Source organism: Methanobrevibacter wolinii SH (assembly GCF_000621965.1).
GTDB lineage: Archaea > Methanobacteriota > Methanobacteria > Methanobacteriales > Methanobacteriaceae > Methanarmilla > Methanarmilla wolinii.
Genome location: NZ_KK211378.1, coordinates 51,821 through 76,815, shown reverse-complemented (window position 1 = coordinate 76,815; position 24,995 = coordinate 51,821). Strand labels below are relative to the sequence as shown.

Sequence of the window (24,995 nt, the reverse complement as noted above, 5' to 3'; positions counted from 1 at the left end):
TCTTTTTGATTTAATTACTTAAAATTTTAATATGTCTTTATAATTTAATTATTTTAATTTAATATAAAATTTAATAAATTTATTTTCTAATCATGTCTAAAAATTCTTTTTTACCTTCATCAACAGCTTCATCATAAGTCATATGTCCATATTGAACTTCTTTTGCTAATTTAACTTTTAATTGAGTTGCTTCTTCTTCTGATATTAAAGCAAGAACATCAACAAACCAGAAAAATTTTAAATCTATATGTAATTTAAGCATTAATTCTTCATGTAATGATGATTCAAATGTAGAATGAAGAGACTCAAGAGAGGACATATCTAAATTATCCATAAGTATATCTTCAAATTCATCACTAGATATTCCTAAATATTTAGCAAGAGGATTAATAATATCTTTTTGCCATCTAAAACTTTTAATAATTCTAGTTTTATAAAGTTTTAATCTGCTCTCATCAGTCATAAAAATTCACCATTATAATATAGTAAATAAACATTGAGTAAAAAACCATAATATTACTGAAATAATAATACCAATAACTGTTTCTTTTCTCCCATATCCTGGCCTCATATCTAATACAAAAGCTACTAAAAATAAACCAATACTTATTACAATAAATTGTGGAATAAAGTTAAATAAACCAAAATTTAATGTTAAAAACCAACCAATAATTGCAATAATTAATATTGGTATACTGGTTTCTTTCACTACATATGGTTCTATGTGTTTTTGGTAGCTGTATAAAAGACCACATATAGCCCCAGCAACAAAAACTATTAAATAAATTAATAAATATAGTTTTTCTATCATAATACTCACATTAGTTTATCTTAATTTAATTTAAATTAATTTATAATTAAATAAAAATCAATTAATGTCTTTGACAACAAAAATTGATAGATTAAATAAAATTTATTTATTTAATACAAAAGCCAAAAATGGCATTTTTATATTTTATATAAACCAAATTATAATGGTCTATATAATAATATAATTGATACACATATTACAATAAATGTAATAATAAATGCAATATGCTCTAAATGTTCAGAAAATTCTGAAACTTTCTCAGATCCTTGATATAAAATTAACGGAGTTATAAGTATAGCTATAACTACAAGAGGCCATATTAATTGACTATGGAAGATTACAGCAAGTAAACTTATAAATATAATACCAATTGCTACAAGTGAAGTTAGGATTATAAAATCTTTTTCTTGATTCATTTAATCTCTCCGTTTTATATTTTAATTAAAAATATTGCTAAATAATCATATAATCATTAAAGCAATAGAACCGACTACACCAATAAGAGTAATAGTCATTTGTGACATAACTGAATGATTAGGATTTAACATTGGAGTAGTTGCACTAATTAATCCAGTTATACATGTTATAATAATCATTCCAATTGCATAAGCAACCATTGTTAATGGTCCAAAGAATAATGTTAAGAATAACCATAACAATACATACCAACACATTGATTCTGAAATCATTATGAATCCTCTTAAGAATCCAAAGTGTTCTGTTTCAAAACCTGAAATAATATCTTTGCCTAATGTTATTCCAAATGGAGAATATGGTGCTTTTGTAATTATTGTAACAAAAAACATTAATGCTGCAAGTGGAGCAACAAATATTAAAGGACCATGTACTGCTTGATAAGAAACTATTTGACCTATATCCATAGTATGAACTGTAAGATATAATACTAAAATAGAACCTCCAAATAATGGAAGTTCAGAAGCTGCAGAATAAACAGCCCTTACACAACTAAGTTTTCCATAAGGAGAACCTGATGAAGAACCACAATTATGTTCTACAATTTTATGTACAGCATAAATACCAAATATTAATAATAAAGATCCATAAGTAACATTAGTTACAATTACTGCAGTAACCCAAATTCCACATAATATAACAACAATCGCTAAATAAAATGGTTTAGAAACTGTTTTTGGGAATGATGATTCCTTAAAGAAAAATTTTAAAGAATGTAATAAATATTGTATTATAGGTGGCCCTGGTCTTGATTGAACACGTGCCATAATCTTCCTATGTAAACCTAAAAGTAAGCTTCCAGCAAGGAAAGCAATACATACATTAATTAAAATATCAGCCATTAAATTATACATATAAACGAATACTTTTTTTCATATTGGATTTAATATCCAATAAATGGTTCTTGTATTCTTTCCTCCTTCTCGTCTTTTTTTGGTTTTGCCATAGTAAGTAAACCTAATGAAAGTATAAAAAATGGTATAAATATTATTGCTATAGCATAAACAATCCAATCATCAGGAGTAAATATTAATGCATATAATATCATTATTATTGAAACTACAAGTAAAATACCACTTGCAACTTTTGTTTTATTCATTTTTTCACCTTCATGTACAAATAATAAGAACAATTTCAATTGCTCTTACAATAATAAACAATGAACTTAAGTGTACAATTAATAAAAATGGAGAACCAGGAGTTCTAAACATTTCTGCTTTTGAAGCAAAGAAAGGTGCTATACCAGATTCACCACAAACTCCAATAAAGAGCATTATTGCACCGAAAATCATCATTGCAGTTGGTTTCATTGATTGAATTGCAAGTAAACTAACTGTTCCACATGCTCCAAGTACAATTGCAGCACCTCCAAATAATGGAAGACTACACATCATTGCAATTAAACCATATTGAAAAACAGAATCAAGTACTCCAATCTGTTTTACAGAAGAAATAATACCTATATTTAAGATACCAACAAGGGACATAAATAAAGTAAAATTATATAAATCTCCAGTAATCATTGCACCTGCAGTAGCTATACCACAAATTACAGATAAAAATCTTCTTGCTTTAAATTCTTTTAATCCTACAGATTGTTTATTATCCCCAAGTGTACCAAATTCAGCTTCAACTTGAGTTTCTGTATGACTAATAGCAATTAAGAAAGTAAATATTAATATAGCCACAAACAAGAACAAATGTAATGGATTTAAATAGAATACAATATCCCCTAAAGGAACTATCCCAAGTAAATTTCCACCTAAGCTTGCAAGACTCATAAATATCCTCTAATTTTTTTAAATAATCCATATAAATGTTTATCCATTAATTTTAACATTAATAAACAAATTTTATTTTAATTTTAACCTCATTTTTTACCATATTCTTCTCTCATAAGAACTCCAATTAATCCCATTTTTGTTGCAACTTTTAAGAGTAATCCACAAGCTGCAAGGAATAAACAAAGTAACCAATATTGAGGAGCTACAAAGAATATCCAAAATGAAATAATCCACATACACCAACCAATACCTGAAACTCCACCAATACCATTGATTTCAAATACTGGTAAACCTCTAGCTTTTCTTGAAAGCATGAATAATAAAATACCTCCACCAGCTACAGCACCACCTGTAAAACCAGTTAAGAATACACCATAAGCTATAAGTAATAAGCTTAAAAAGTTAGGAGCAGTAGTTAAAATCTCCATATCATAATTCACTGCCATTGGATTAAATGAAACAGAAGGATTAATTGCTGATTTTTTTCTCATTTCACGAGATATTAAAATCTCAGATATTGCTAAAACTTCAGCAAGTTCTACTACTAAACCTGGCAAAATAAAAGATTCTGCAAGATCTGTACCTACACCTGCAACGATAATCATCATTGCAAAACCAACAACATCAGTTAAGATAAGAACATGAATATCTCTTTTCTGCATTGCAATAGCAATTAAACTAAAAAATCCAATTATTAATCCAGTATAAATTGCAGGAACATACATACTTGAAAATATTGGTGGAACAGTAGAAGGAACATATATCATTAATTATTCCTCCTATTTTGTTTTCTATGTGCTTTTAAATTATTTTGTTCCACCTCAGAAGCAATTAAATCAGAATTAGATATTGCAACTTTAACATCTTTCTTAATGTTTTCAGGATCATTTCTCCTATTCATAGTATAATTAACAGAAAGCCATGATGCAATAATAAATGCCATCATCAATATAGAAGATTCAAGAACTGTATCAAAACCTCTAGTATAATATAAAATTTCATCAATTAATCCACCAGGAGATGAATAAATACTTGTACCAAAGTATGGAGATATGTTCATGACAAATTGAGCCAATGGAGAAACATAAGAATTAATCCATCCTAATTTAGGAGCATATTGTGGATATGCAGATTTAGTAATTCCTGGACTTACTAAAGGTTCACCTCCACGAGCATAAGGTGCCATAGACAATCCTTGTTCAACTTGAACTTGAGGAGCTTCTCTTGGATAAAGTTGGTCTACATTTAACCCCATAGGAACCATAAATCCAATAATTAAAAATATTCCAAGAATTAAAGCAAATAACCTAGGAATCTTTTTAGGACTTGCTAACTTATTCCAAATATCTGCTATTTTCATAAGTGAGCCCCCATAAAATTAAATATCATTAAACATCAGCCCCTATTTCTTCTAAACGACTAATTGCTCTAAGTAAAATTAATGTACAAATTACAGAAGTTGCAATTAATGTTAAAAGAGCTAACATGTGATTATAACATAAAAAAATCAATGAAACACCAATAGAAGCAACCTCTGTATTTAAAGTCCTTATAACAGGATCTTTAACCCCAGGACCCCAGCATGCTGCTAAAGTACCAATAATAGCTAAGAATATTCCTGTATAAAACCAAATGTAAACATTAAACATTAGGACCACCTTCACTATTTTTAGTTCTAATTTCATTAATTTTTAAAATAGACATTAAAAATACAATAGTAGATATTGGACCTAAAATTGCAATTGCAAATGCTACATCTAAATATTTAAATGCAACTACAGCAAGTACAAAACCTGCATCAGCAATATCAAAAAGAATAACTTTATCCAATGGTTTTTTAACAAGTATTATACCAATTGAACCAATTATCATTAATGCTATTGATACTGTTGTAATATTAAAAAATCCTAGAAAATCCATCTTTATTCTCCATCTAAGACAATTTCATTATCTAATTTATTCAATGTATATGCAATTGCATTAGCACTTACAGTAGAAGTTACAAAGAAAGCAGCTGCTACAATAAGAGCAAAAGGTGTATTAATATATAAGGCAATTATTGCTGGAACTGAAAATCCAATAACATTAATATATAATAATTTTTCAGCTCTATTTTGAGTTATAAGTGCACGTAATGCCATCAAAATAGTAATAATCCCTAAAATCTCTATATACATTTTATCGTCCCATTTTTTATTCATAATACCATTCATTTAAAAACATCTAAAACTCAATAAAAATGTTTATTAAACAAATAATACATTTAAAATCATTAAACATACAAACTAAAATTATTCCCTCAAAACAAAAGAATAACCTAATACATAACATTCAAACTAAATTATTCTCCAAAGAATAATATTTATTAATTATTCTAATTCAGTATATCTATTAAATTTTTTTGCAATTTTTCCTAAAAGTTTTGTACTAGCTGGATGATGTAAACCTTGAATAGTGAATATAGCAATCACCATACCTACTACAAACATAATAGGTTTAAAACCTGCATATTTAGATAAAAGACATACAATTACAGTCATTGTTAAAGAACCTGTTGTACCAGCATAACCTGGATCTGCACATAATCTATTTCCAATATAAACTAAAAATGCAGCAAGTATTCCACCATTTAATCCTAAAACCATTACACCAATACTAGCAAGTAAAGTACCTGCAGATGCATCAGGAGAGCATAAAATATTACCTTGGAAAAATCCACCAGATAAATCTCCTCCTCTTTCTTTTATAGAACGAGCAACATTATCTGCTCCTTTAACACCTGGTTCTTCAGGTAAGCCAAGATAAGTATCAATAATAACAAAATTAAGCCATGAAATAATAGCAGCAAGAATAATACCCAAAATTTCATTCATTAATAATCACCTATCCTTATTAATAAATTAAGTAAATTACAAGCTATCATTATTCCTCACCTTCTGTATTTGGTGCATTTGGAAATACATACTTAAACAAGTATTTTACAAATATTGCAGATAAAATACCTACAATAAGAGCAAGTACTTTCCCTTCATATAACCAATAAAAATTGATTGAAAAACAGAAAGCTAAAACTCCCATAGCTATAATAGGTGTTGGAAATATAGCACTGTTAGTCCATGAAAACCTTCTAGGCTTTTCAGGTAAAAATGGCAATCTTAAAATTAAAGCCATTATAATAGAAACAATAATTGTAATTAAATAATTTAACAATAATGTTGTTTCACTAATTAGAAAAATCATAATTAATAATATTTAAATGATTCATATATATGTTTTTTGTCTTAATTTTAATAGTTTAAATTGTTAATAAATTGAAAGACAATGAATGAAGTATTATAATATGGAACTATATAAATTAAACAAATATAACATTGTAAAATAAGAATTTTAAATAAAAATATAAAATAAAATAAAAAAATAAAATAAATTAAATAAATAATAAAATAATAAAAAAAGCATTTATAAATTAGATAAAGTAATAATTAAACAAAAAAATATATAGAAAAAAATTCAATTAAAAGCTTTAATTATTAAAAAATAAGCTTAATAATTAAAAAAAATAAAATATTTAAAAAATATATTGAAAATAAAATAGTTTTAATAATATAAAACAAATTTTAAGAAAAAATACAAAAATTTTAATTAAAGTAAAATGTTAAGAAAATTATGAATTTACAACAATAAAATTAAAAAATGTTAAAATAAAGAATCTTAAAGACCTAATTAAAAATCACAATAATAAGATTAAAAAATGTTAAAATAAAGAATCTCAAAGACTTAATTAAAAATTAAAAATATAATCATAAATTATCTTTAAACCAATTTATAGTTTCTTTTAGTTGATCTTTAAATTTACTTGAATCAATTTTAAAATTAATATTACTTTGATTAGAAATATCTGCAATAGAATGTTTAATATCACCTAAACGTTCTTCTTCATATTTAGGTTCTATATCACTACCTAAAACTTCTTTTATAATTGAATATAATTCATTAACAGATAAACCTTTACCACTAGCAATATTTACAACACCATTATAATCAGATTCACATGATAAAATATTTGCTCTCACAATATCTTTAACATAAATAAAATCACGAGTTTGCTCTCCATCTCCATAAATTATAGGTTGATTACCAGTTAATAATGCACTAATAAAATTAGGAATAACTGCAGCATATGAAGAATTTAAATTTTGTTTTGGCCCAAAAACATTAAAATACCTAAGAGAAACAGAATTTAAACCATAACTTTCATGAAATGCCTTAAGATATAATTCAGAACTTGCTTTTTGTACAGCATATGGAGAAGCAGGCATATAAGGCGCAGTTTCTTTAAGAGGAATATTTGGATTTTCACCATAAATAGCTGCAGATGAAGAGAATACTACTTTTTTAATATCATTATTTTTACATGCAGTTAGCAATTTCAAAGTAGCATCAAGATTGTTAGAGTTACTAAGTACTGGTTTTTCAACACTTTCAGGTACACTAGCAAGAGCAGCTAAATGAAATACATAATCTTTATCTTTTAAGATTTCATCTAAATCTAAATTATTTAAATCTCCTTGAATTAGTGTAATATTTTTATTATCTGGATTTTTTAAATTTTCGATTTTACCAGAAGATAAATTATCAATAATTGTAACCTTATTAGAAATCATTAATTCATCAACAATATGTGAACCAATAAAACCTAAACCACCAGTAACAACAATATTTTTTCCTTCCATCATATTCCCTTACTTATTTTTTATTAAATTTAAAAAAAAATAAAAATTTAATAATTATTATAATAATTATAATTTATAATTAAATAAATATAAAGTTTGTTGTAATAATAGAATATTTTAATAAAATTTAGATTTTATTTAAAAATAAAGCCTGTTGAATCTATTTTCTATAATAATTTAGAAATATTAATACTTGAAAATTAAATTTAAAAAATTGCTCTGAAAATTAAAATGATTTAAAAAAGATTAAAAATAGTTATAAAATTAAAATCCACATAATCAATAATTTTAAAAAAAATAAGATTTTAAGAAATAAAAAAATATAAAAAAAGAATATAAAATTATAATTCCTCACCTGTAAAATTGTGGAAACCACAACCAATACATTCATGTTCTTCTTCAACATCTGGAGGAGCATTAACAAGTTCTTGTAAAGTTACAGTGTAAAATGCATTTTTATGTGTTCCATTCATCATTGGTCCTTTACCAACTACAGGAGATACACCTTTAAAGTAACATGGAATATTACCAGTTCCTCCAATATCAACTAAAATTGGTTCAAACATTGCAATGTTTTCAAAAAACATCATACTTTTACCAACTTCTTCTTGAGGTGCTTCAATAGTAAAGACAAATATATTATTATCTAACATTTTAAGACCAACATATTTATCATCAAATTCATAATAATCATCATTTTGTCTTTTGAAAAGAACCACATTACTAATATCACTAGATGGCATATAATCACCTTTTTATATTATATATTAAAATATGAATACATAAGTTTTGTATATAAAATAATAACTTATAAATATATAAAGTTTTTCCCAAGTATTAAAATTATAAATTTAATATTAAAATTTAAAACTTTAAGATATATCTACTAACTATTAAAGCTATAAGTTTAATATTAAAATATAAAACTTAAATAAAGATACTAATTCTTTTTAAATTTAATAAAAATCGTTTATAATAAATATAAAGTATTAAAATTCAAAATATAAAATAAAAATTATTCTAATTTTAAAATAAATAATATTAAAAAAATTGAAATTTAAAATAAACCATTTTTTTAAATATTTAATTAATATTAAAATTTTTTTAAAAAATCTTTTTTAAAGTTCTTAAATAAATTATATTAAATATAATTATAATATATATAATATTATTATGTCAATTTTATTAGAATTAGATTAAATTCAGATTCTAAATATAATATTCACATAATTTAATATTTTTATAAATCTTATTTTTATATAAAAATTAATTTTAAAATATTTATATGGTGTAAATCATGAATGAATACAATATCGATATTGGAAATAGAATTAAAGAACTTAGAGAACTTTACGAAATTTCAACTAAAGAAATGTCTGAGAAATTAGACATTGATGAAGAGAAATATATTGAATATGAAGATGGAAAAAATGATATTCCTGCAAGTTTAGTATATGAAATTGCAAATATTTTTAATGTTGATATGGGATTACTTTTAACTGGAGAAGAAAGTAGAATGGCTATCTTTGAAGTTACTCGCGCTGGTGAAGGTGTTTCAGTTAATAGAAGAAAAGAATATAAATATGAAAATTTATGTAAGAAATTTATAAATAAAAAAGCTGAAATGTTTATAGTAACTGTTGATCCAAAAGAAGATGCAAAACCTAGTTTTAACTCACATCCTGGACAAGAATTCAATTATGTCCTTGAAGGTTCATTAAAACTTTACATTAATAATAATGAAATAACCTTATACAAAGGAGATTGTGTTTTCTTTGATTCAACTAGAGAACATGCAATGATTGCATTAAACAATGAAGAAGCTAAATTTTTAGCTGTACTTATGTAAATCTAAATTTTAAAATAATGATTTTGAAATAATAAATAAAATTTTATAAAATATTAATTTAGTACTGATTATTTAATTATTAATTTAATACTAATTTAATAAACTAATAAATAGCTAAGAATAAAACTGCTAATTAAAACTGTTATATAAAAAACAGGTAATTAAAACTACTATAAAAAACAGTTAAATCCAAATTAACTGTTATAAACAATTATTAAATATAAAAATATTATGGGATATAATGACATCACTTATAGGCAAATATGTAAATAGAGTAGAATATGATTCCTATGATGACTTTGCAGAAAATTTTAAATTTGAAATACCAGAAAACTTTAATTTTGGTTTTGATATTGTAGATAAATATGCAGAGATAAGTCCAAATAAAAAAGCACTAATATGGTGTGATGATAACGAGGAAAAAGTATTCACATTTAAAGATATAAAAAAAGAGTCAAATAAAGTTGCTAATTTTTTAAAAAGTATAGGAATTAAAAAAGGAGATGCTGTTTTACTTACTTTAAAAAATAGGTATGAATGGTGGTATACTATGGTAGCACTTCATAAAATAGGTGCTATCGCAATTTCTGCAACACATATGCTAAGACTTCATGATATAAAATATAGATTAAATAGTGCAGATATTAAAGCAATCATAACTATTGATGAAGATAACCTTATTGAAGATTATATGACTGCTGAGAAAGAATTGAATATGGATATTATTAAAATTCTTGTAAGAGATGAAGATTGTGAAGGTTGGTATAATCTCCATAAAGAAATGGCTAATCAATATGATACTTTTAAAAGACCAAAAGGAAATGAAGCAACAACTATACATGATCCATTAGTAATGTACTTCTCATCAGGTACTAGTGGAGAACCTAAAATGATTAAACATAACTGTGCTTATCCAATTGGAGATATTGTAACTGCTAAATATTGGCATGAAGTTGTTGAAGATGGAATACATCATACAACTGCAGATACAGGATGGATTAAAGCAGTATGGGGAAACCTTTATGGCCAATGGATTTGTGGAGCTGCAGTATTTATTTATGATTATGTGAGATTTAATGCACTTGATTTAATTAAAAAAATCACAGAACATCATGTAAATACATTCTGTGCACCACCAACAATTTACAGATTCCTTATTAAAGAAGATTTATCTGACATTGACTTTTCATGTATTAAACATGCTTCTACTGCAGGAGAATCATTACCTCCAGAAGTATTTAATAAATTTAAAGAAAAAACTGGTTTAGAAATTAAAGAAGCATTTGGTCAGACAGAAACTGTTATTAGTATTGGTACATTTAAATGGTTAAAACCAAAATTAGGATCAGTTGGTAAACCAAATCCAGCATTTAAAATAACTCTCCTAGATGAAAATGATAAACCTGTAGAAATTGGTGAAGAAGGAGAAATATGTTTTGATTTAAATCGTGAAAATATTGGATTATTTGATGAATATTACCGTAACCCAAAAAGGAATCATGAAAAAAGATATGGTGGATATTACCATTGTGGAGATAAAGCCTGGATAGATGAAGATGGTTATTATCATTTTGTAGGTAGAAATGATGATGTTATTAAAAGTTCAGGTTATCGTATTGGACCATATGAAGTAGAAAGTGCAGTAATTTCACATCCAGCAGTTGTTGAATGTGCTATTACAGGTTATCCACATGAAATTAGAGGCCAACTTGTAAAAGCTACTATTGTTCTTGCAAATGGTTATGAACCTAGTGATGAATTAATAAAAGACATTCAAAATCATGTTAAAAAAGTTACAGCACCATACAAATATCCGCGTATGATTGAATTTGTTGATGAACTTCCAAAAACAGTTAATGGTAAAATTATAAGAAAAAAAATACGTGAAGATGACCTTAAAAAATATAAATCAGAACAAGAAGCTAAAAAATAAGTTAGAAAGTTAAAATAACTTTCTAAAATTAATTTATTTAACTTATAATACTTAAAAACTTAACATAACTTTTTAAAATAGATTTATTTAACTTATATTTAAAAACAATAAATCAAGAAATAATATAAATCAAAAATAGTAATTATTCAATTAAATAATAGCAAAAAAACTAAACTTGATTTATTTAAGAAAATAAGAAATTTTAAAAATCTTAAATATTTTACGATTAAAATTTTACAAGCCAAAATATACTAATTATTTAAAAGTGATTTAATGACTTATAAAGAAAATTCAAAAAAATTTTTAGATGAAGCTAATATTACCATTGGTGATACAGTAAAAGTTTCAAAAGAAGATGTATCTTATAAAGGAATATTACTTGATAGATCAGAGGATGCAGAAGATAATTATATTGTTTTAAAATTAAATAGTGGATACAATATAGGTATTGAAATTACTAATGCATCAATAGAACTTATTGAACATGGAGATAAACCAAAAATAGGTTATGATGAAACAGAAATACCTCATGATGATAATAAAATGGATATTTCAATTATATCAACTGGAGGTACAGTTTCATCTATTATTGATTATAGTACTGGAGCAGTACACCCTGCATTTACTGCTGGAGATTTACTTAAAGCTAACCCAGAACTTATTGATCTTGCAAACTATGATGTTAAAGCATTATACAATATTTTAAGTGAGAACATGGAACCAAAATATTGGGTAGAAGCTGCAAGAAGTATTGCAGATGATATAAATAATGGTTCCCAAGGTGTAGTTATTGCTCATGGTACTGATACAATGCATTATACATCAGCTGCACTTAGTTTCATATTAAGAACACCTGTTCCAATAGTAGTTACTGGTGCACAAAGAAGTTCAGATAGACCTTCTACAGACACATTTTTAAACCTTATAAATTCAGTAGGTGCTGCTAAATCAGATATTGCAGAAGTTACTGTTTGTATGCATGATTCATTAAATGATGATATATGTGCATTACATAGTGGTGTAAAAGTAAGAAAAATGCATACTTCTAGAAGAGATACTTTCCGTAGTATTGATGGAGAACCAATTGCTTACTTAAAAGATGGAGAAATCCAAAAAACTACAAGACCATATAATAAAAGAGAGGAATGTGAACTTAAACTTTATGATAATGTTGAAGATAAAGTAGCACTCATTAAAAGTTATCCAGGAATCTCTCAAGAAATTATTGATTATTATATAGACAAAGGTTATAAAGGTCTTTTAATTGAAGGAACTGGTTTAGGTCATGTACCAGAATATATGGTTCCATCACTTGAAAGAGCAGCAGATGAAAAAATCCCTTGTGTTATGACATCACAGTGTATATATGGTAGAGTAAACATGAATGTTTACAGTACTGGTCGTAAATTATTAGATGCTCATCTTATATCTGGAGAAGATATGACTCCTGAAGTTGGATATGTAAAACTTTGTTGGGCATTAGGTCAAACTGATGATGTTGAAGAAGTAAGAAAAATAATGGAAACTAATATTGCAGGAGAAATTAATCAAAGAACCTCTGCAAAATACTTTTTAAATTAAGGTGAGACAATGACAGATAAATATAATTGGGAAGAATTAGGCCTTAAAATGGGACTTGAAATACATCAACAATTAAATACTAAATCAAAATTATTCTGTTCATGTCCTACTGAACTTGTTGATGATGATGTAGATTTAAAAATTAAAAGAAATTTAAGACCAACACAAAGTGAACTTGGTCAAATAGATAGAGCAGCACTTCAAGAATCAATGAGAAAATTAAATTTCAACTATGAATCATTTAATAAACATACTTGTCTTGTTGAAACTGATGATGAACCACCTCACAAATTAAATCGTGAAGCTCTTAACCTTGCAATAACTATTTCCGTACTTTTAAATATGCATATTGTTGATGAATTCCATACTATGAGAAAACAAGTTATTGATGGAAGTAATACAAGTGGTTTCCAAAGAACTGGTCTTCTTGCAACTGATGGATACCTTGATACACCATATGGAAGAGTAAAAATTGAAACCATTGGTCTTGAAGAAGATGCTGCAAGAAGAATAGACACTGATGATGAATTTACTGAATTTAGATTAGATAGACTTGGAATACCTCTTGTTGAAATAACAACAGATCCTTCAATGCATCATCCTAAACAAGTTGAAGAAGTAGCATATATGATTGGTCAAGTTTTAAGAAGTACTAATGTTAAAAGAGGACTTGGAACAATCAGACAAGATTTAAATGTTTCTATTGCAAAAGGTGCAAGAGTAGAAATTAAAGGTGTTCAAAATCTTGAATTAATGCCTGAAATTGTAGAAAGAGAAGTTGAAAGACAAATCAAACTTCTTGAAATTAGAGATGAACTTAAAAAACGTAATGCTTCAGTTGATGAAAGAATATATAATCTTGATGAAGTATTAAAAGATACTGAAAGTAAAATATTAAAATCAGCAAAATCTATTAAAGCAATTGTTTTAAAAGGATTTGATGGATTAATAGGTGTTGAAGTTCAAAAAGGTAGAAGATTCGGTACAGAACTTTCAAGTTATGCTAAAAAACGTGGAGTAAGTGGTTTATTCCATACTGATGAATTACCTGCATATGGTATTACACAAGAAGAAGTAGATAAAGTAAGAAAATACTTAAATACAGAACCTGAAGATGCAGTTATTATTGTAGCTCACGATCCAGATATTGCAGAATCTGCACTTCAAGAAGTTATTAGAAGAGCAAAACTTGCATTTACTGGCGTTGTTGAAGAAACTCGTAAATCATTAGATGATGGTAATACTGAATATATGAGACCTCTTGCTACAGCAAATAGGATGTATTTAGAAACAGATATTCCACTTTTCAAAATAACAAATGATATTGTTGAACCTATTAAAAACAATTTACCAGAACTTCCAGATGTTAAAAAAGAAAGATTCATCAAAGAATATAAATTAAGTGAAGATCTTGCAAACCAAATTGTAAGACGTGTTCTTGGTGATGAATTCGAAAATATTTTAAAAGAAACAAAAGTAGATCCAACTATTGTAGCATCAACATTAAGTTCTGATTTAAGAGATTTAAGAAGAGAAGGAACAGATATTAGTTCAATGACCCAAGAAAGACTTATTGAAGTATTTAAACTTCTTGAAAATGATAAAATCTCAAAAGATGCAATAAGAGAACTTATTGAAGCTATGTGTAAAAATCCTAAAAAAGATGCAGAAACAGTAGCAAAAGAAGAAAACTTAAGTTTACTTAGTGAAGATGCAATAAAAAGTATTATTAAATCAATTGTAGATAAAAATGAAAAAATGGTAGAAGAACGCCAAATGGGTGCTATGGGACCTTTAATGGGTATGAGTATGAAACAACTTAAAGGTAAAGCAGATGGAAGTCTTGTAAATAAAATAGTAAGAGAAGAAATACAAAAACGTATTTAGATAATTCTAAATACTTTTTATATCTTTAATATTATTTAGAAAACTTTCTAAGAATTAAACTTTAAAAAAAAAATATAATTTTAAATATTTTTTTTATACTTTTTATTTTAAAAAACTCAAAAATAAAAAATAACAATAAATACCTAAAAACAAGAAAAAAACAAAAATAGAAAATAAAAAAATAACAATAAACAAATTAATTAGAAAAATAAAAATAAAGTCTTAACAGTAAAAATAAACTGTTAAAATGGAAATAATATTAATATCCACCATATTTATCTTGTAAAAATACATAGATAAAGAATGCAATTAACAGTATTACAATTACTGGTAAGAGCCATATAAACAAGTAAAATATAATTATTGCAAGTAAAATAGCAATTAATATATAAACTAAATCTTGAGTTTCCATAAAAATAATATTATAAAACATAGTATATAAAATATTGGAATTATTAAATATAATAAAAATTTGTTTTAACTCAAAAAATAAGATTTAAAACATAAAATCATGAGATTTTAAGAAATATTTTAACTTAAAAATAATATTTAAAATTTAAATAAGTAAAAATTTCAAAAACATGATTTTATGAAAAATAAAATATAATAAATATTATATTATAATATATTATTAATTAATTTATTTAAATTAAAAAATCATAAGAGAAACAAAATATGAAAATTCTAATTATAAATAATAAAGGTCAATATAATCATAGAATTCAAAGAAGTTTACAAAATTTAGATATACCCTGTGAACTTGTTCCTAATCATTTAACTGTTGAAGAAATTAAAGAAAAAGAACCAATGGGATTAATATTAGGTGGAGGACCATCAATTACAATGAGTGGTAATAGTCTTGATTACATTGGCGAGATAGATGTTCCAATTTTAGGTATTTGTTTAGGTCATCAACTTATAGCTCAAAAATTTGGTGGAGATGTTGAAACATCAAAAACTGAAAGTTATGCACAAGTTGAAATTAATATTACTAATGAAGAAGAACTTCTTAAAGGTTTAGCACCAAAAATGGATGTTTGGACATCACATAAAGATGAAGTTAAAAAATTACCTGAAAACTTTAAAATCTTAGCAAGTTCAGATATTTGTGATATTGAAGCTATGAAACATAATACAAAAGATATTTATGGAATTCAATTCCACCCAGAAGTTCATACTACTCCTAAAGGAGATATAGTATTCCAAAACTTCTATGAAATTTGTAAAAATAATTTAAATAAATAATAATTAAGATTAATAGATTTAACTAAAGTAATGAGGAGTCAAAATGATTAATAATGTAGATGAATTAAGAGAAAAAGCTATGGAAAATAAGCCAGAACTTAAAAGAGAAAGAATTAAAATACCAATTGGTGATGATGAATATGAATTCAACATTGCAGGTGTTGGTGAAAAAAGTATCATTCTTAGAAAATTTGTTAAATATGATGATATAATGGATGCAATTGAAGCTGGAAATGATACTGGTCTTGAAAAAATAGTTTTAGATTTCATTGATGAATTTGAAACTAAAGAAGATGAAGAATAAAATCTAAGAGGAATTAACAATGTGGACCCCTAAAGGTTTTATAGATGAAGCAATTGAAAAAGTAAAAGATGAAATTAAAGATGAAAAAGCAGTAATTGCATTATCTGGTGGTGTTGACAGTTCTGTATGTTCTGTTCTTGTTGGTGAAGCTATTGGAGATAATTTAACTGCTATCTTTGTAGATCATGGACTTTTAAGAAAAGGTGAAGCTGAACAAGTTGTAAATACATTTAAAGATAGATTAAATTTTATTTATGTTGATGCATCAGATGAATTCTTAGAAGCTCTTGAAGGTGTAATAGATCCTGAAGAAAAAAGAAAAATCATTGGTAAAAAATTTATTGATGTTTTTGAAAGAGAAGCTGCAAAAATTGATGCTAAATATTTAATTCAAGGAACTATTGCTCCTGATTGGATTGAAAGTCAAGGAAAAATTAAATCCCACCATAATCTTGCACTTCCAAGTGGTATGGTCTTAGAAGTAGTTGAACCTATTCGTGAATTATACAAAGATGAAGTAAGAGAAATTGGTGAAGAATTAGGACTTCCTGATGCTATTGTACATCGTCAACCATTCCCAGGTCCAGGTCTTGCAGTAAGAGTTATTGGAGAACTTACAAGAGAAAAAATTAAAGTATGTCAAAATGCTGATGCAATTGTACGTGAAGAAGTTGAAAAATCAGGCTTTGATAAACAATTATGGCAATACTTTGCAGCTTTAACTAATACAAGAGTTACTGGTGTAAAAGGAGATCAAAGAGACTTTGGTTACCTTGTTGTTGTAAGGATGGTTGCATCTATAGATGCTATGACTGCATATGTACCTGAAATTCCATGGGAACTTATTAGAACAATATCAAAAAGAATAACATCAGAAGTTTCTGAAGTAACACATGTATCTCTTTCAATAAGTGATAAACCACCTGCAACTATTGAATTTGCTTAAATCAAGAAAGGGATTTAAATGGAAGGTGCAAAAACAAAATTTTGTATTTATTGTGGTAAAGAAATCCCAATAAATACTAAAAAATGCCCTTACTGTATGCAATGGCAAGAACAAGAAGAAAATATTTCTAGAAACCATTTTATTAATGATTATGTATCACCAGAACAAGAAGAAAAATTAAAACAAAGAGAAATATTAAGAACTAGAGAACTTGAAAAAGAAAAAGAAGAAAAAGAATTCTATAATAAATTAAATAATCCTCAAAGAGAATACTCAAATGTATTACCTCTTAGAAGAGAAATTTTATTATTAATTTTTGGTGGTGACATATATACAATATGGTGGTTTTATAAAAATAGCACCTATTTAAAAAATGATTATAATAGAAATATTAACCCAGGATGGCGTACACTTTGTTTTATAATACCTATTGTTAACTGGTTTATGTATTATTACTTATTAAAAGATTATAAAGAAATTCTTGACAAAGAAAATATTGAAGGATACTCACCAATTGAAAATACTTTATTATACATTTTTATACCAGTAATAGGTACATTTTGGACATTTTGTAATGTACAAGAATCAATTAATCAATTATGGATTAAAAAACAAATAGATTTACCTGTTCGTAGAAACTTTACAAATGGAGAAATTGTATTTATGATAATTATGTTTATTATTACAATATTCATAATAGCATCAGTAATAGCATATATAATACCAATAATAAGTTTAATAGCTCCATATTAAAAACACGAAAAATATATATTTCTAGTTTATAAACTAAATATATATTTTTAAACATTAAATTACTTTTTTTAAACAATTTTATTTTAAATAGCTAAAAAATTATTGAATTAATAAATTTTGAGATATTATGAAAGCTGGAAGACAAAGAACAACAAAACATGCTTACCTTGAAAAACTTACAAGAGATATAAAAATGAAATCAGTAAAGGTAGGTAAAGACCTTGAAGGTAGTACACCTCCATCAGTATTTATAGGAAGATGGAGTTACCCTAAAGTATATGCTGGACCTATGATGGCAAATCAATTAGGTGACACTTATATTATGGATTCACCAGAGTCATGGTTAGATCAAAATAAAACTCAAAATGAAATATTAAATTATAGAATGAATCTTGTAAGAGGAAAACAATTAATTGATATTAAAGATTTAAACAACCCCTATGTTGAAAAACTACAAGATATTTCACTTGCATCTAAATCAACAGATGCAGAAGCAAATTTTCTAAAAAAACCAAGAGGTGCACAATTATCACAAGAATCAATGCCACATGGACCAAGTGGAATACTTGAAAAATTTGATATTGATGCAGTAAGATGGGATAAACAACTTGAAAAATCATATTATGATACAGATTTAAGAGCTACAGATGCAGTAATGGCATTACATAATAAAAATGTTCCATTTTCAGCTGTACAAAAAGCATTTTCAGTAGGTGCATTTGGTATTGGTAAAAATAGAAAATTAGTACCTACAAGATGGTCTATTACAGCATGTGATTCAGCACTTGCAGATAAACTATTAAAAGAAGTAAGATACAATCCAATTATTGATACTTATAGAGTATATGAAAATGAAGCATTAAATAATTATTATGCAATAATCTTAACTCCAACAGAATGGCAATATGAGTGGACTGAAGGATTTTATAAAGTTGAAAATAATGAAGAATTAGTTTTTTCAGATTATGAAACTAATGAAGATAAAAAAGAATACTCAACAGTAGGTGGATGTTATTATACAAGTAAAATGGTAGTTCTTGATGCATTAAATAAAATGAAATTACAATCTGGATTAATTGTATTAAGAGAAGCATATACAGGTTATGTTCCAATGGGTGTTTTTAATGTTCGTGAAAACATGAGAGAAGCTATGGGAAAACCATATAAAGAATTTGAAGATTTAAAATCTGCACTTGTATATGTAGGTAAAAACTTTAAAATTCCATTAAGTAGATACATTAAAATAGGAACTTTACTTAATGAAATGTTACATACAAAACAAACTACACTTGACTCATACTTTAAAAAAAGTCCAAAATTCCAAAACTAACATTAAAATAAAAAAAAACCTACAAAAAATTAAGTCCAAAAACTAAACCCTAAAACCAAAAAAAATCCAATACAAAAAACTAAACCCTAAAACCAAAAAAAGTCCACAAAAAAAATCCAAATACAAAATTAACTTTAAAATTAAAAAAAATATATACCAATGGATTACAATAATTTTAATGATAGTCCAAATTGTAATCCAAGAAAAAAATAAGAAAGATTAAAAAATCTCCTCTTTATTATTAATTTTCTTTTCATTATTATATAAAAATATCTAAAAAATAATTGAAATATTTATTTAAAAAATGTTTTCTAAATAATAATAAAATTACTGATATTCTTTAACTGTTTCAATAATTTCATTTAAATTCTCTTTTTTTAATGAAGAAATATCAAGATTTTTAATTTCAAGGGCTATTCCTTTTTCTTTAAGTCTATTATAATTAGGACATTTAGTAACCATACCATGATTATCTAAAACTAATTTTTGTTTTAAGTTCCATGAAAAATGTTTTGGATCATCATTATGAATAAATACATTAATTCCTCTTTTATTTGAATGAACTACATTATCAATGTTTTTCTTGAGATAATTACAAGCATCAATATATTTATTTAAATTATAATTAGCATTTTTAAGTTCACTTATAATTCCACCTGCAGTAATCTCACTAGATTTAAATGACTTTAAAAGTATTTTATTATTTTCAAATACATCATTATTATTAGTTGAAATAAATCCACCATCTTCAACATTTAAAATCTTAGGTGAACCAGTAGATCCTACAATGATATCTGAATATTTACCATTTGCAAGTTTAGAATCTCCTATTGAACCAGATACATCTTCAATTAAAATTACATTATTATCATGACAAACTTTTGAAATTTCTGAAATATCTTGTTCTGCAGTATATGCTGCAAAACTAGTTAAAATTAAACCATTAATTTTAGATTTATCTACTTGACTTAAAGTATTATTAAGTTCATCAATATCAATTAAACCTTGATTAGTTTTAATTGTTTCAAATGGTTTATTTAAAAATCTTGAAATTTGTTTAAATCCATTCCATCCACCTTGATCTGGAATAAACACATTACCAGTTAAATATGAAAGTCCTATAAAAATTGCTGCATTACCACTTGATACAATATGTGCATAATCATGATTCGTGATGTTTTTTATTTTATCCTCTGCAAGATTAATATATGAATCAATATTAAGAGGATTCCTACCTAATGCAATTTCAGATTTAATTTTTCTTGTATCATTTGATGGTTGTTTAAATTTTAAATCCATTATACTACCCACTAAAAAATTTAAAAATATATCTATTTTATATAAAAAATTTAAAACTATATTTACATTATATAAAAAAAATTAAAATTATATCTAAATTATATGAAAAATTTAAAAATAAAAAAATTATACATCAACAATTAAACTTGTAGTTTTATCAATTAATGAATCTTCGATATAGATTGAGTCATTCTGTTTATCTGAAATATTATATATCTTTGATAAATATTCAATATCTGGTTTAAATACTTCATCATTTGGAGTAAACATATTATTTAATTCATCTTCAAAGTAATCTGGACAATCAATTAAGACAATACATATATCCATTTTACCAGTATGTAAACCTAAAATATCTAAAGCTTTTGAGATTTGTCTTTGAGCTGAAATTCTAAGACATAATTCAATACCTAAATCATTAGCTAAGTTTTCATCTCTCTGAAATGCTTTAATTGCTTCAATAGTACCCTGAAGAACATGTCGCCTACCACCAATAGCATGAGCATTTAATAATTGAATAACTCCAACATCACAACATTGATCTTTAATTTTATCAATATCTTTTAATGTCTTAGATACATCATCTATTTCTCCAGTATATCCTAAAATCTTAATATTACTTGTAATATTCTCCAATATAATACCCTCTAAAGATTTTTATTTAAATTAACAAATAAGAAACATGAAAATTAGAAAAATCTAAATTTCATTTAATTATATAAAAGAAAATAAAAATTAATCAATAATATAGTTATAAATAAACTATAATTAATTTATAAATATTTAAATTAAAAATAAACTAAAACTAATTAAAATTAATTTATAAATAAAATCTCATTAATAAATAAACTAAAATTAATTAAAATTAATTTATAGATAAAAAATATCCAAGTTAATAAAAATTAAAATAAATTAAAATTATTTAAGAATAATTTTATTTTCTTTTTTATTTTCATCAACTTCTAAAATTCTATTTACTCCACTTAAATATGCTTCAATACTTGCATTAATAATATCAGGTTCAGTTGCTCTTGCAGAAAGAATTGTGTCTCCTTTTCTAAGTTTTACAATTACATCAATAAGTGCATCTGCACCACCAGTAATAGCATCTACATGGTATTCTTCAAGTTTAATATTTGTAAATTCATTAATACTACGATTTACAGCATTAATTGCAGCATCAACAGGACCTAAACCCATACCTGCTTCAAGAACTTCTTTATTATCAATTTTTAATTTAATTGATGCAGTAGGTGTAACTTTATTACCTGAAACTACAGTGAATTCTTCAAGATTAACTTTTTGTTTTAATTCTTTTTCTAAGACATTATCTGCAATAGCTTGTAAATCTACATCAGTAACACATTTACCTTTATCACCAAAGGATTTAACTTGTTCAAATATTTTATATAATTGTTCTTTATTAACTTCAATACCTAATTCTTTAAGACGATTGTTTAATCCTTTAGTTCCTGTATGTTTACCAACTACAAATTTTCTATGACGGCCTAATAATTCAGGAGTAATAGATTCATAAGTTGAAGCATTTTTAATAACTCCATCTGCATGTATACCAGATTCATGAGCAAATACATTTTCTCCAACAATTGCTTTATTAGGTTGTAAATAAACACCAGTTAATCTTGAAACTAATTTTGAAGTATTGTATAATTGATTAATCTTAATATCAGTAGTATATTTTCCTTCATAAAGATTGTTAAATGCTACTATAATTTCTTCAAGAGCTGCATTTCCTGCACGTTCACCAATACCATTTATTGTAGAATGGATTTCACTTGCTCCACCACGAATAGCTTGTAAAGTATTAGCAACAGCAAGACCATAATCATTATGACAATGAGCACTTAAACTTGAATCTAAAACAGATAATTTTTTATAAAATTCATATGATTTCTCAGGAGTAAGAACACCTACAGTATCACATGGACATAATCTATCTGCTCCACAATCAATACCTGTTTGAAAGGCTTTTATTAAAAAATTAATATCTGTTCTTGTTGCATCTTCTGCAGAAAGTTCAACAATTAAACCATGATCTTTAGCATATTCAACATTTGACACTATACTATCAAGTACCTTATCTCTTGTAGTTTTTAATTTATAATTAATATGAATATCACTTGTAGGTACAACAAGATTTACTGCATCAACATCACATTCTAAACATGCATCAATATCTTTTTTAACAGATCTTGCAAAACTTGAAATCTCTGCATCAAAACCTTGTTTAGTGATTTCTTTAATAGCCTCTTTTTCTCCTTCTGAAGTAATAGCAGAACCTGCTTCAATCATGTTTACTCCAATTTCATCTAATTTTCTTGCTATTCTTAATTTCTCACTTGAAGTAAGTGAAACACCTGGAGTTTGTTCTCCATCTCTCAAGGTTGTATCTAAAATTTGAATTTTCATATTAATCACTATTAAATCTTAAATAATTAAATTAAGTTAATATTTGTAAAATATAATATAAACCTTTTCTATTTAAAATTTTAAAACTAAAAAATAAATATATAAACTATTCTCTAGAACCTTAAAAACTAAAAATAAATATATAAACTATTCTCTAGAACCTTAAAAACTAAAAATAAATATATAAATTTAATATTCAAGATTCTAAAAACCAAAAAATAAACATTCTTAATTTAAAATCTTAAAACTAAGTTAATATAAACTTTTAATATTTATTATAATAAAATTAAAGTTTGCTTATTATATTTTTTATAAAAATTTATACTTTAAAATTAAATTTAAAAAAATTATAATCTCAAAAACACTTTAAAATTAAAGAAAATTAATACCACTTCAAACCAAAAAACTTTAAAATTAAATTTAAAAAAATTATAATCTCAAAAACACTTTAAAATTAAAGAAAATTTACTCAAAAATTATAGAATTTAAAATTCTAAAAATTAAAATAAAAAATAAATGATTTAATTATCTTGAGCTATTACAGAAATGATACGAGTTAAACTTCTATGTACTTTAATTTCATATCTTTCTAATAATTTAAACCCTACCTCATTTAAATACTTATCAATATCAACGAAATGTGGACTAGCCATAACTAAAAGTGCATCTTTTTTCATATTTCTCTTAATTGCAACTAAAAAATCTCTAAAAATTAAATCATCACGACCACCAGTAGTTGTAGAAATACCATAAGGAGGGTCAGTTACAACTGCATCACATAATTCATACATATTTAACTCATTAATATCTACTTTAAATGTTTTATAATCTTTAATTCCTAAATATTCACAGTTAATAGCTGCACCATTTTTCATATTCCAATCAACATCAGTACCTACAACACGTGCACCAATTAATCCACCTTCCATCAAACTTCCACCAGTTCCACAAAATGGATCAAGTAATAATTCTCCTTTTTTAATTCTTGAAAGATTTACCATACATCTTGCAAGTTTTGGAGACATACATCCAGGATGGAAAAATGGTCTTTTATGAGGTTTAAAATTTTGGAAATATTTTTTATTTAAAACATAATCTTCTTTACAAATATAAACATCATTTTTATAAATAATTAGACGTACTTTAGTACCTGGATTTGAGAGATTAACTTTAATATTATTTGAATTATTTAAAATAATACTTCCAATATGTCTTTCACATGCTTCAACATTTACATCACTATTAAAAGTTTTAGTACGAACTGCAAATGTTTCATTTATAATATCATCCCAATTTATAGATGCAATATCTTCATCTAAACTATTTAAATCAGATTTTAATAAAACATTATTAATTTGATGAGTTAAAGCTAAACGTTCAACAAGACGTTTATACATATAATCAAAATCATCATTTCTAATAGAACTTAATATAACAAGTCCTGGTCTTAATTTCTCAATAGAACAATCAAACTCTTCAGCTTCAATAACTGCTTTAAGTTCTGCCATAGGTAAAGTTTCATGTTCTTGAGATTGAATTAAAAGAAGTTCCATAATTATCACTCTAAAAAAATATGATACATATAAAATTTATAAGCAAAAAAATTTAACAACGACTCATAAAATAGAAAAAGTCT

General features: G+C 25.3%; 29 protein-coding genes. 9 read left to right on the top strand and 20 right to left on the bottom strand.

The window, feature by feature from the left end:
• Positions 1-79: 79 nt before the first annotated feature.
• From T523_RS07805 to T523_RS07735, 15 genes are all read right to left on the bottom strand, one after another.
• On the bottom strand, positions 80-463 hold the full coding sequence (locus tag T523_RS07805; RefSeq protein ID WP_042708403.1) for a DUF1959 family protein: 384 nt from the start codon (positions 461-463) through the stop codon (positions 80-82).
• Positions 464-475: 12 nt separating this feature from the next.
• The gene (locus T523_RS07800) at positions 476-811 is read right to left on the bottom strand and encodes a DUF2104 domain-containing protein (RefSeq protein WP_042708402.1); all 336 of its coding nucleotides are present in this window, start codon (positions 809-811) and stop codon (positions 476-478) included.
• 158 nt (positions 812-969) lie between these two features.
• Positions 970-1,227, bottom strand: a complete 258-nt coding sequence (locus T523_RS07795) for a hypothetical protein (protein ID WP_042708401.1) — start codon at positions 1,225-1,227, stop codon at positions 970-972.
• 45 nt (positions 1,228-1,272) lie between these two features.
• The gene (locus T523_RS07790) at positions 1,273-2,139 is read right to left on the bottom strand and encodes a respiratory chain complex I subunit 1 family protein (protein ID WP_042708400.1); all 867 of its coding nucleotides are present in this window, start codon (positions 2,137-2,139) and stop codon (positions 1,273-1,275) included.
• A gap of 29 nt (positions 2,140-2,168) precedes the next feature.
• On the bottom strand, positions 2,169-2,384 hold the full coding sequence (locus tag T523_RS07785) for a hypothetical protein (RefSeq protein WP_042708399.1): 216 nt from the start codon (positions 2,382-2,384) through the stop codon (positions 2,169-2,171).
• Positions 2,385-2,394: 10 nt separating this feature from the next.
• Complete coding sequence (locus tag T523_RS07780; RefSeq protein WP_042708398.1) at positions 2,395-3,066, bottom strand: membrane protein; 672 nt, start codon at positions 3,064-3,066, stop codon at positions 2,395-2,397.
• A gap of 89 nt (positions 3,067-3,155) precedes the next feature.
• A complete protein-coding gene (locus T523_RS07775; RefSeq protein ID WP_042708397.1) occupies positions 3,156-3,836 on the bottom strand; it encodes an EhaG family protein in 681 nt (226 codons plus the stop codon).
• Complete coding sequence (locus T523_RS07770; RefSeq protein ID WP_042708395.1) at positions 3,836-4,429, bottom strand: EhaF family protein; 594 nt, start codon at positions 4,427-4,429, stop codon at positions 3,836-3,838. Before T523_RS07770 ends, T523_RS07775 begins: the two co-directional genes overlap by 1 nt.
• Positions 4,430-4,457: 28 nt before the next feature.
• Positions 4,458-4,718, bottom strand: coding sequence for an EhaE family protein (locus T523_RS07765; RefSeq protein WP_042708394.1), 261 nt, complete (start codon positions 4,716-4,718; stop codon positions 4,458-4,460).
• On the bottom strand, positions 4,711-4,989 hold the full coding sequence (locus T523_RS07760) for an EhaD family protein (protein ID WP_042708393.1): 279 nt from the start codon (positions 4,987-4,989) through the stop codon (positions 4,711-4,713). Before T523_RS07760 ends, T523_RS07765 begins: the two co-directional genes overlap by 8 nt.
• Before the next feature lie 2 nt (positions 4,990-4,991).
• Positions 4,992-5,246 (bottom strand): DUF2109 domain-containing protein, encoded by a 255-nt coding sequence (locus T523_RS07755; RefSeq protein WP_042708462.1) that lies wholly within the window; start codon positions 5,244-5,246, stop codon positions 4,992-4,994.
• Between the two features lie 192 nt (positions 5,247-5,438).
• Positions 5,439-5,942, bottom strand: a complete 504-nt coding sequence (locus T523_RS07750) for a hypothetical protein (RefSeq protein WP_042708392.1) — start codon at positions 5,940-5,942, stop codon at positions 5,439-5,441.
• 49 nt (positions 5,943-5,991) lie between these two features.
• Positions 5,992-6,309, bottom strand: a complete 318-nt coding sequence (locus T523_RS07745) for an energy-converting hydrogenase A subunit A EhaA (protein ID WP_042708391.1) — start codon at positions 6,307-6,309, stop codon at positions 5,992-5,994.
• 560 nt (positions 6,310-6,869) lie between these two features.
• Positions 6,870-7,802: an NAD-dependent epimerase/dehydratase family protein gene (locus T523_RS07740; RefSeq protein WP_042708390.1), complete on the bottom strand. Its 933-nt coding sequence runs from the start codon at positions 7,800-7,802 to the stop codon at positions 6,870-6,872.
• A 341-nt stretch (positions 7,803-8,143) separates the two neighbouring features.
• Positions 8,144-8,545 (bottom strand): hypothetical protein, encoded by a 402-nt coding sequence (locus tag T523_RS07735; RefSeq protein WP_042708389.1) that lies wholly within the window; start codon positions 8,543-8,545, stop codon positions 8,144-8,146.
• Positions 8,546-9,099: 554 nt separating this feature from the next.
• Here T523_RS07735 and T523_RS07730 point away from each other — a divergent pair.
• The 4 genes from T523_RS07730 to gatE all read left to right on the top strand — a co-directional run bounded on the left by T523_RS07730 (position 9,100) and on the right by gatE (position 15,052).
• Positions 9,100-9,651 (top strand): helix-turn-helix domain-containing protein, encoded by a 552-nt coding sequence (locus T523_RS07730; RefSeq protein WP_042708388.1) that lies wholly within the window; start codon positions 9,100-9,102, stop codon positions 9,649-9,651.
• 241 nt (positions 9,652-9,892) lie between these two features.
• Positions 9,893-11,584 carry an AMP-binding protein gene (locus tag T523_RS07725; protein ID WP_042708387.1) on the top strand — a complete coding sequence of 564 codons (1,692 nt, stop codon included), beginning with the start codon at positions 9,893-9,895 and terminating at the stop codon, positions 11,582-11,584.
• 273 nt (positions 11,585-11,857) lie between these two features.
• Entirely contained in the window at positions 11,858-13,165 is a 1,308-nt protein-coding gene (gene gatD, locus T523_RS07720) for a Glu-tRNA(Gln) amidotransferase subunit GatD (protein ID WP_042708386.1), read from the top strand.
• Between the two features lie 9 nt (positions 13,166-13,174).
• Positions 13,175-15,052 (top strand): Glu-tRNA(Gln) amidotransferase subunit GatE, encoded by a 1,878-nt coding sequence (gene gatE / locus T523_RS07715; protein ID WP_042708385.1) that lies wholly within the window; start codon positions 13,175-13,177, stop codon positions 15,050-15,052.
• Positions 15,053-15,311: 259 nt separating this feature from the next.
• On the opposite strand, the gene T523_RS09185 is transcribed toward gatE, so the two are convergent.
• Positions 15,312-15,464 carry a hypothetical protein gene (locus T523_RS09185; RefSeq protein ID WP_198016042.1) on the bottom strand — a complete coding sequence of 51 codons (153 nt, stop codon included), beginning with the start codon at positions 15,462-15,464 and terminating at the stop codon, positions 15,312-15,314.
• 263 nt (positions 15,465-15,727) lie between these two features.
• On the opposite strand from T523_RS09185, the gene T523_RS07710 reads away from it, so the two are divergent.
• The 5 genes from T523_RS07710 to T523_RS07690 all read left to right on the top strand — a co-directional run bounded on the left by T523_RS07710 (position 15,728) and on the right by T523_RS07690 (position 19,630).
• The gene (locus T523_RS07710; RefSeq protein WP_042708384.1) at positions 15,728-16,297 is read left to right on the top strand and encodes a GMP synthase subunit A; all 570 of its coding nucleotides are present in this window, start codon (positions 15,728-15,730) and stop codon (positions 16,295-16,297) included.
• 43 nt (positions 16,298-16,340) lie between these two features.
• A complete protein-coding gene (locus tag T523_RS07705; protein ID WP_042708383.1) occupies positions 16,341-16,601 on the top strand; it encodes a hypothetical protein in 261 nt (86 codons plus the stop codon).
• A 19-nt stretch (positions 16,602-16,620) separates the two neighbouring features.
• Positions 16,621-17,547, top strand: coding sequence for a glutamine-hydrolyzing GMP synthase (gene guaA / locus T523_RS07700; RefSeq protein WP_042708382.1), 927 nt, complete (start codon positions 16,621-16,623; stop codon positions 17,545-17,547).
• Positions 17,548-17,565: 18 nt separating this feature from the next.
• Complete coding sequence (locus T523_RS07695; protein ID WP_042708381.1) at positions 17,566-18,300, top strand: zinc ribbon domain-containing protein; 735 nt, start codon at positions 17,566-17,568, stop codon at positions 18,298-18,300.
• 127 nt (positions 18,301-18,427) lie between these two features.
• Positions 18,428-19,630 (top strand): Nre family DNA repair protein, encoded by a 1,203-nt coding sequence (locus T523_RS07690; RefSeq protein ID WP_042708380.1) that lies wholly within the window; start codon positions 18,428-18,430, stop codon positions 19,628-19,630.
• Positions 19,631-19,957: 327 nt separating this feature from the next.
• Here T523_RS07690 and T523_RS07685 read toward each other — a convergent pair whose 3' ends face one another.
• The 4 genes from T523_RS07685 to T523_RS07670 all read right to left on the bottom strand — a co-directional run bounded on the left by T523_RS07685 (position 19,958) and on the right by T523_RS07670 (position 24,912).
• A complete protein-coding gene (locus T523_RS07685; RefSeq protein ID WP_042708379.1) occupies positions 19,958-20,929 on the bottom strand; it encodes a DegT/DnrJ/EryC1/StrS family aminotransferase in 972 nt (323 codons plus the stop codon).
• A 126-nt stretch (positions 20,930-21,055) separates the two neighbouring features.
• The gene (gene cgi121 / locus T523_RS07680) at positions 21,056-21,565 is read right to left on the bottom strand and encodes a KEOPS complex subunit Cgi121 (RefSeq protein ID WP_052334696.1); all 510 of its coding nucleotides are present in this window, start codon (positions 21,563-21,565) and stop codon (positions 21,056-21,058) included.
• Positions 21,566-21,847: 282 nt separating this feature from the next.
• A complete protein-coding gene (locus T523_RS07675) occupies positions 21,848-23,359 on the bottom strand; it encodes a (R)-citramalate synthase (protein ID WP_042708378.1) in 1,512 nt (503 codons plus the stop codon).
• A gap of 521 nt (positions 23,360-23,880) precedes the next feature.
• Positions 23,881-24,912 (bottom strand): TIGR01177 family methyltransferase, encoded by a 1,032-nt coding sequence (locus T523_RS07670; RefSeq protein WP_042708377.1) that lies wholly within the window; start codon positions 24,910-24,912, stop codon positions 23,881-23,883.
• Positions 24,913-24,995 lie beyond the last annotated feature (83 nt).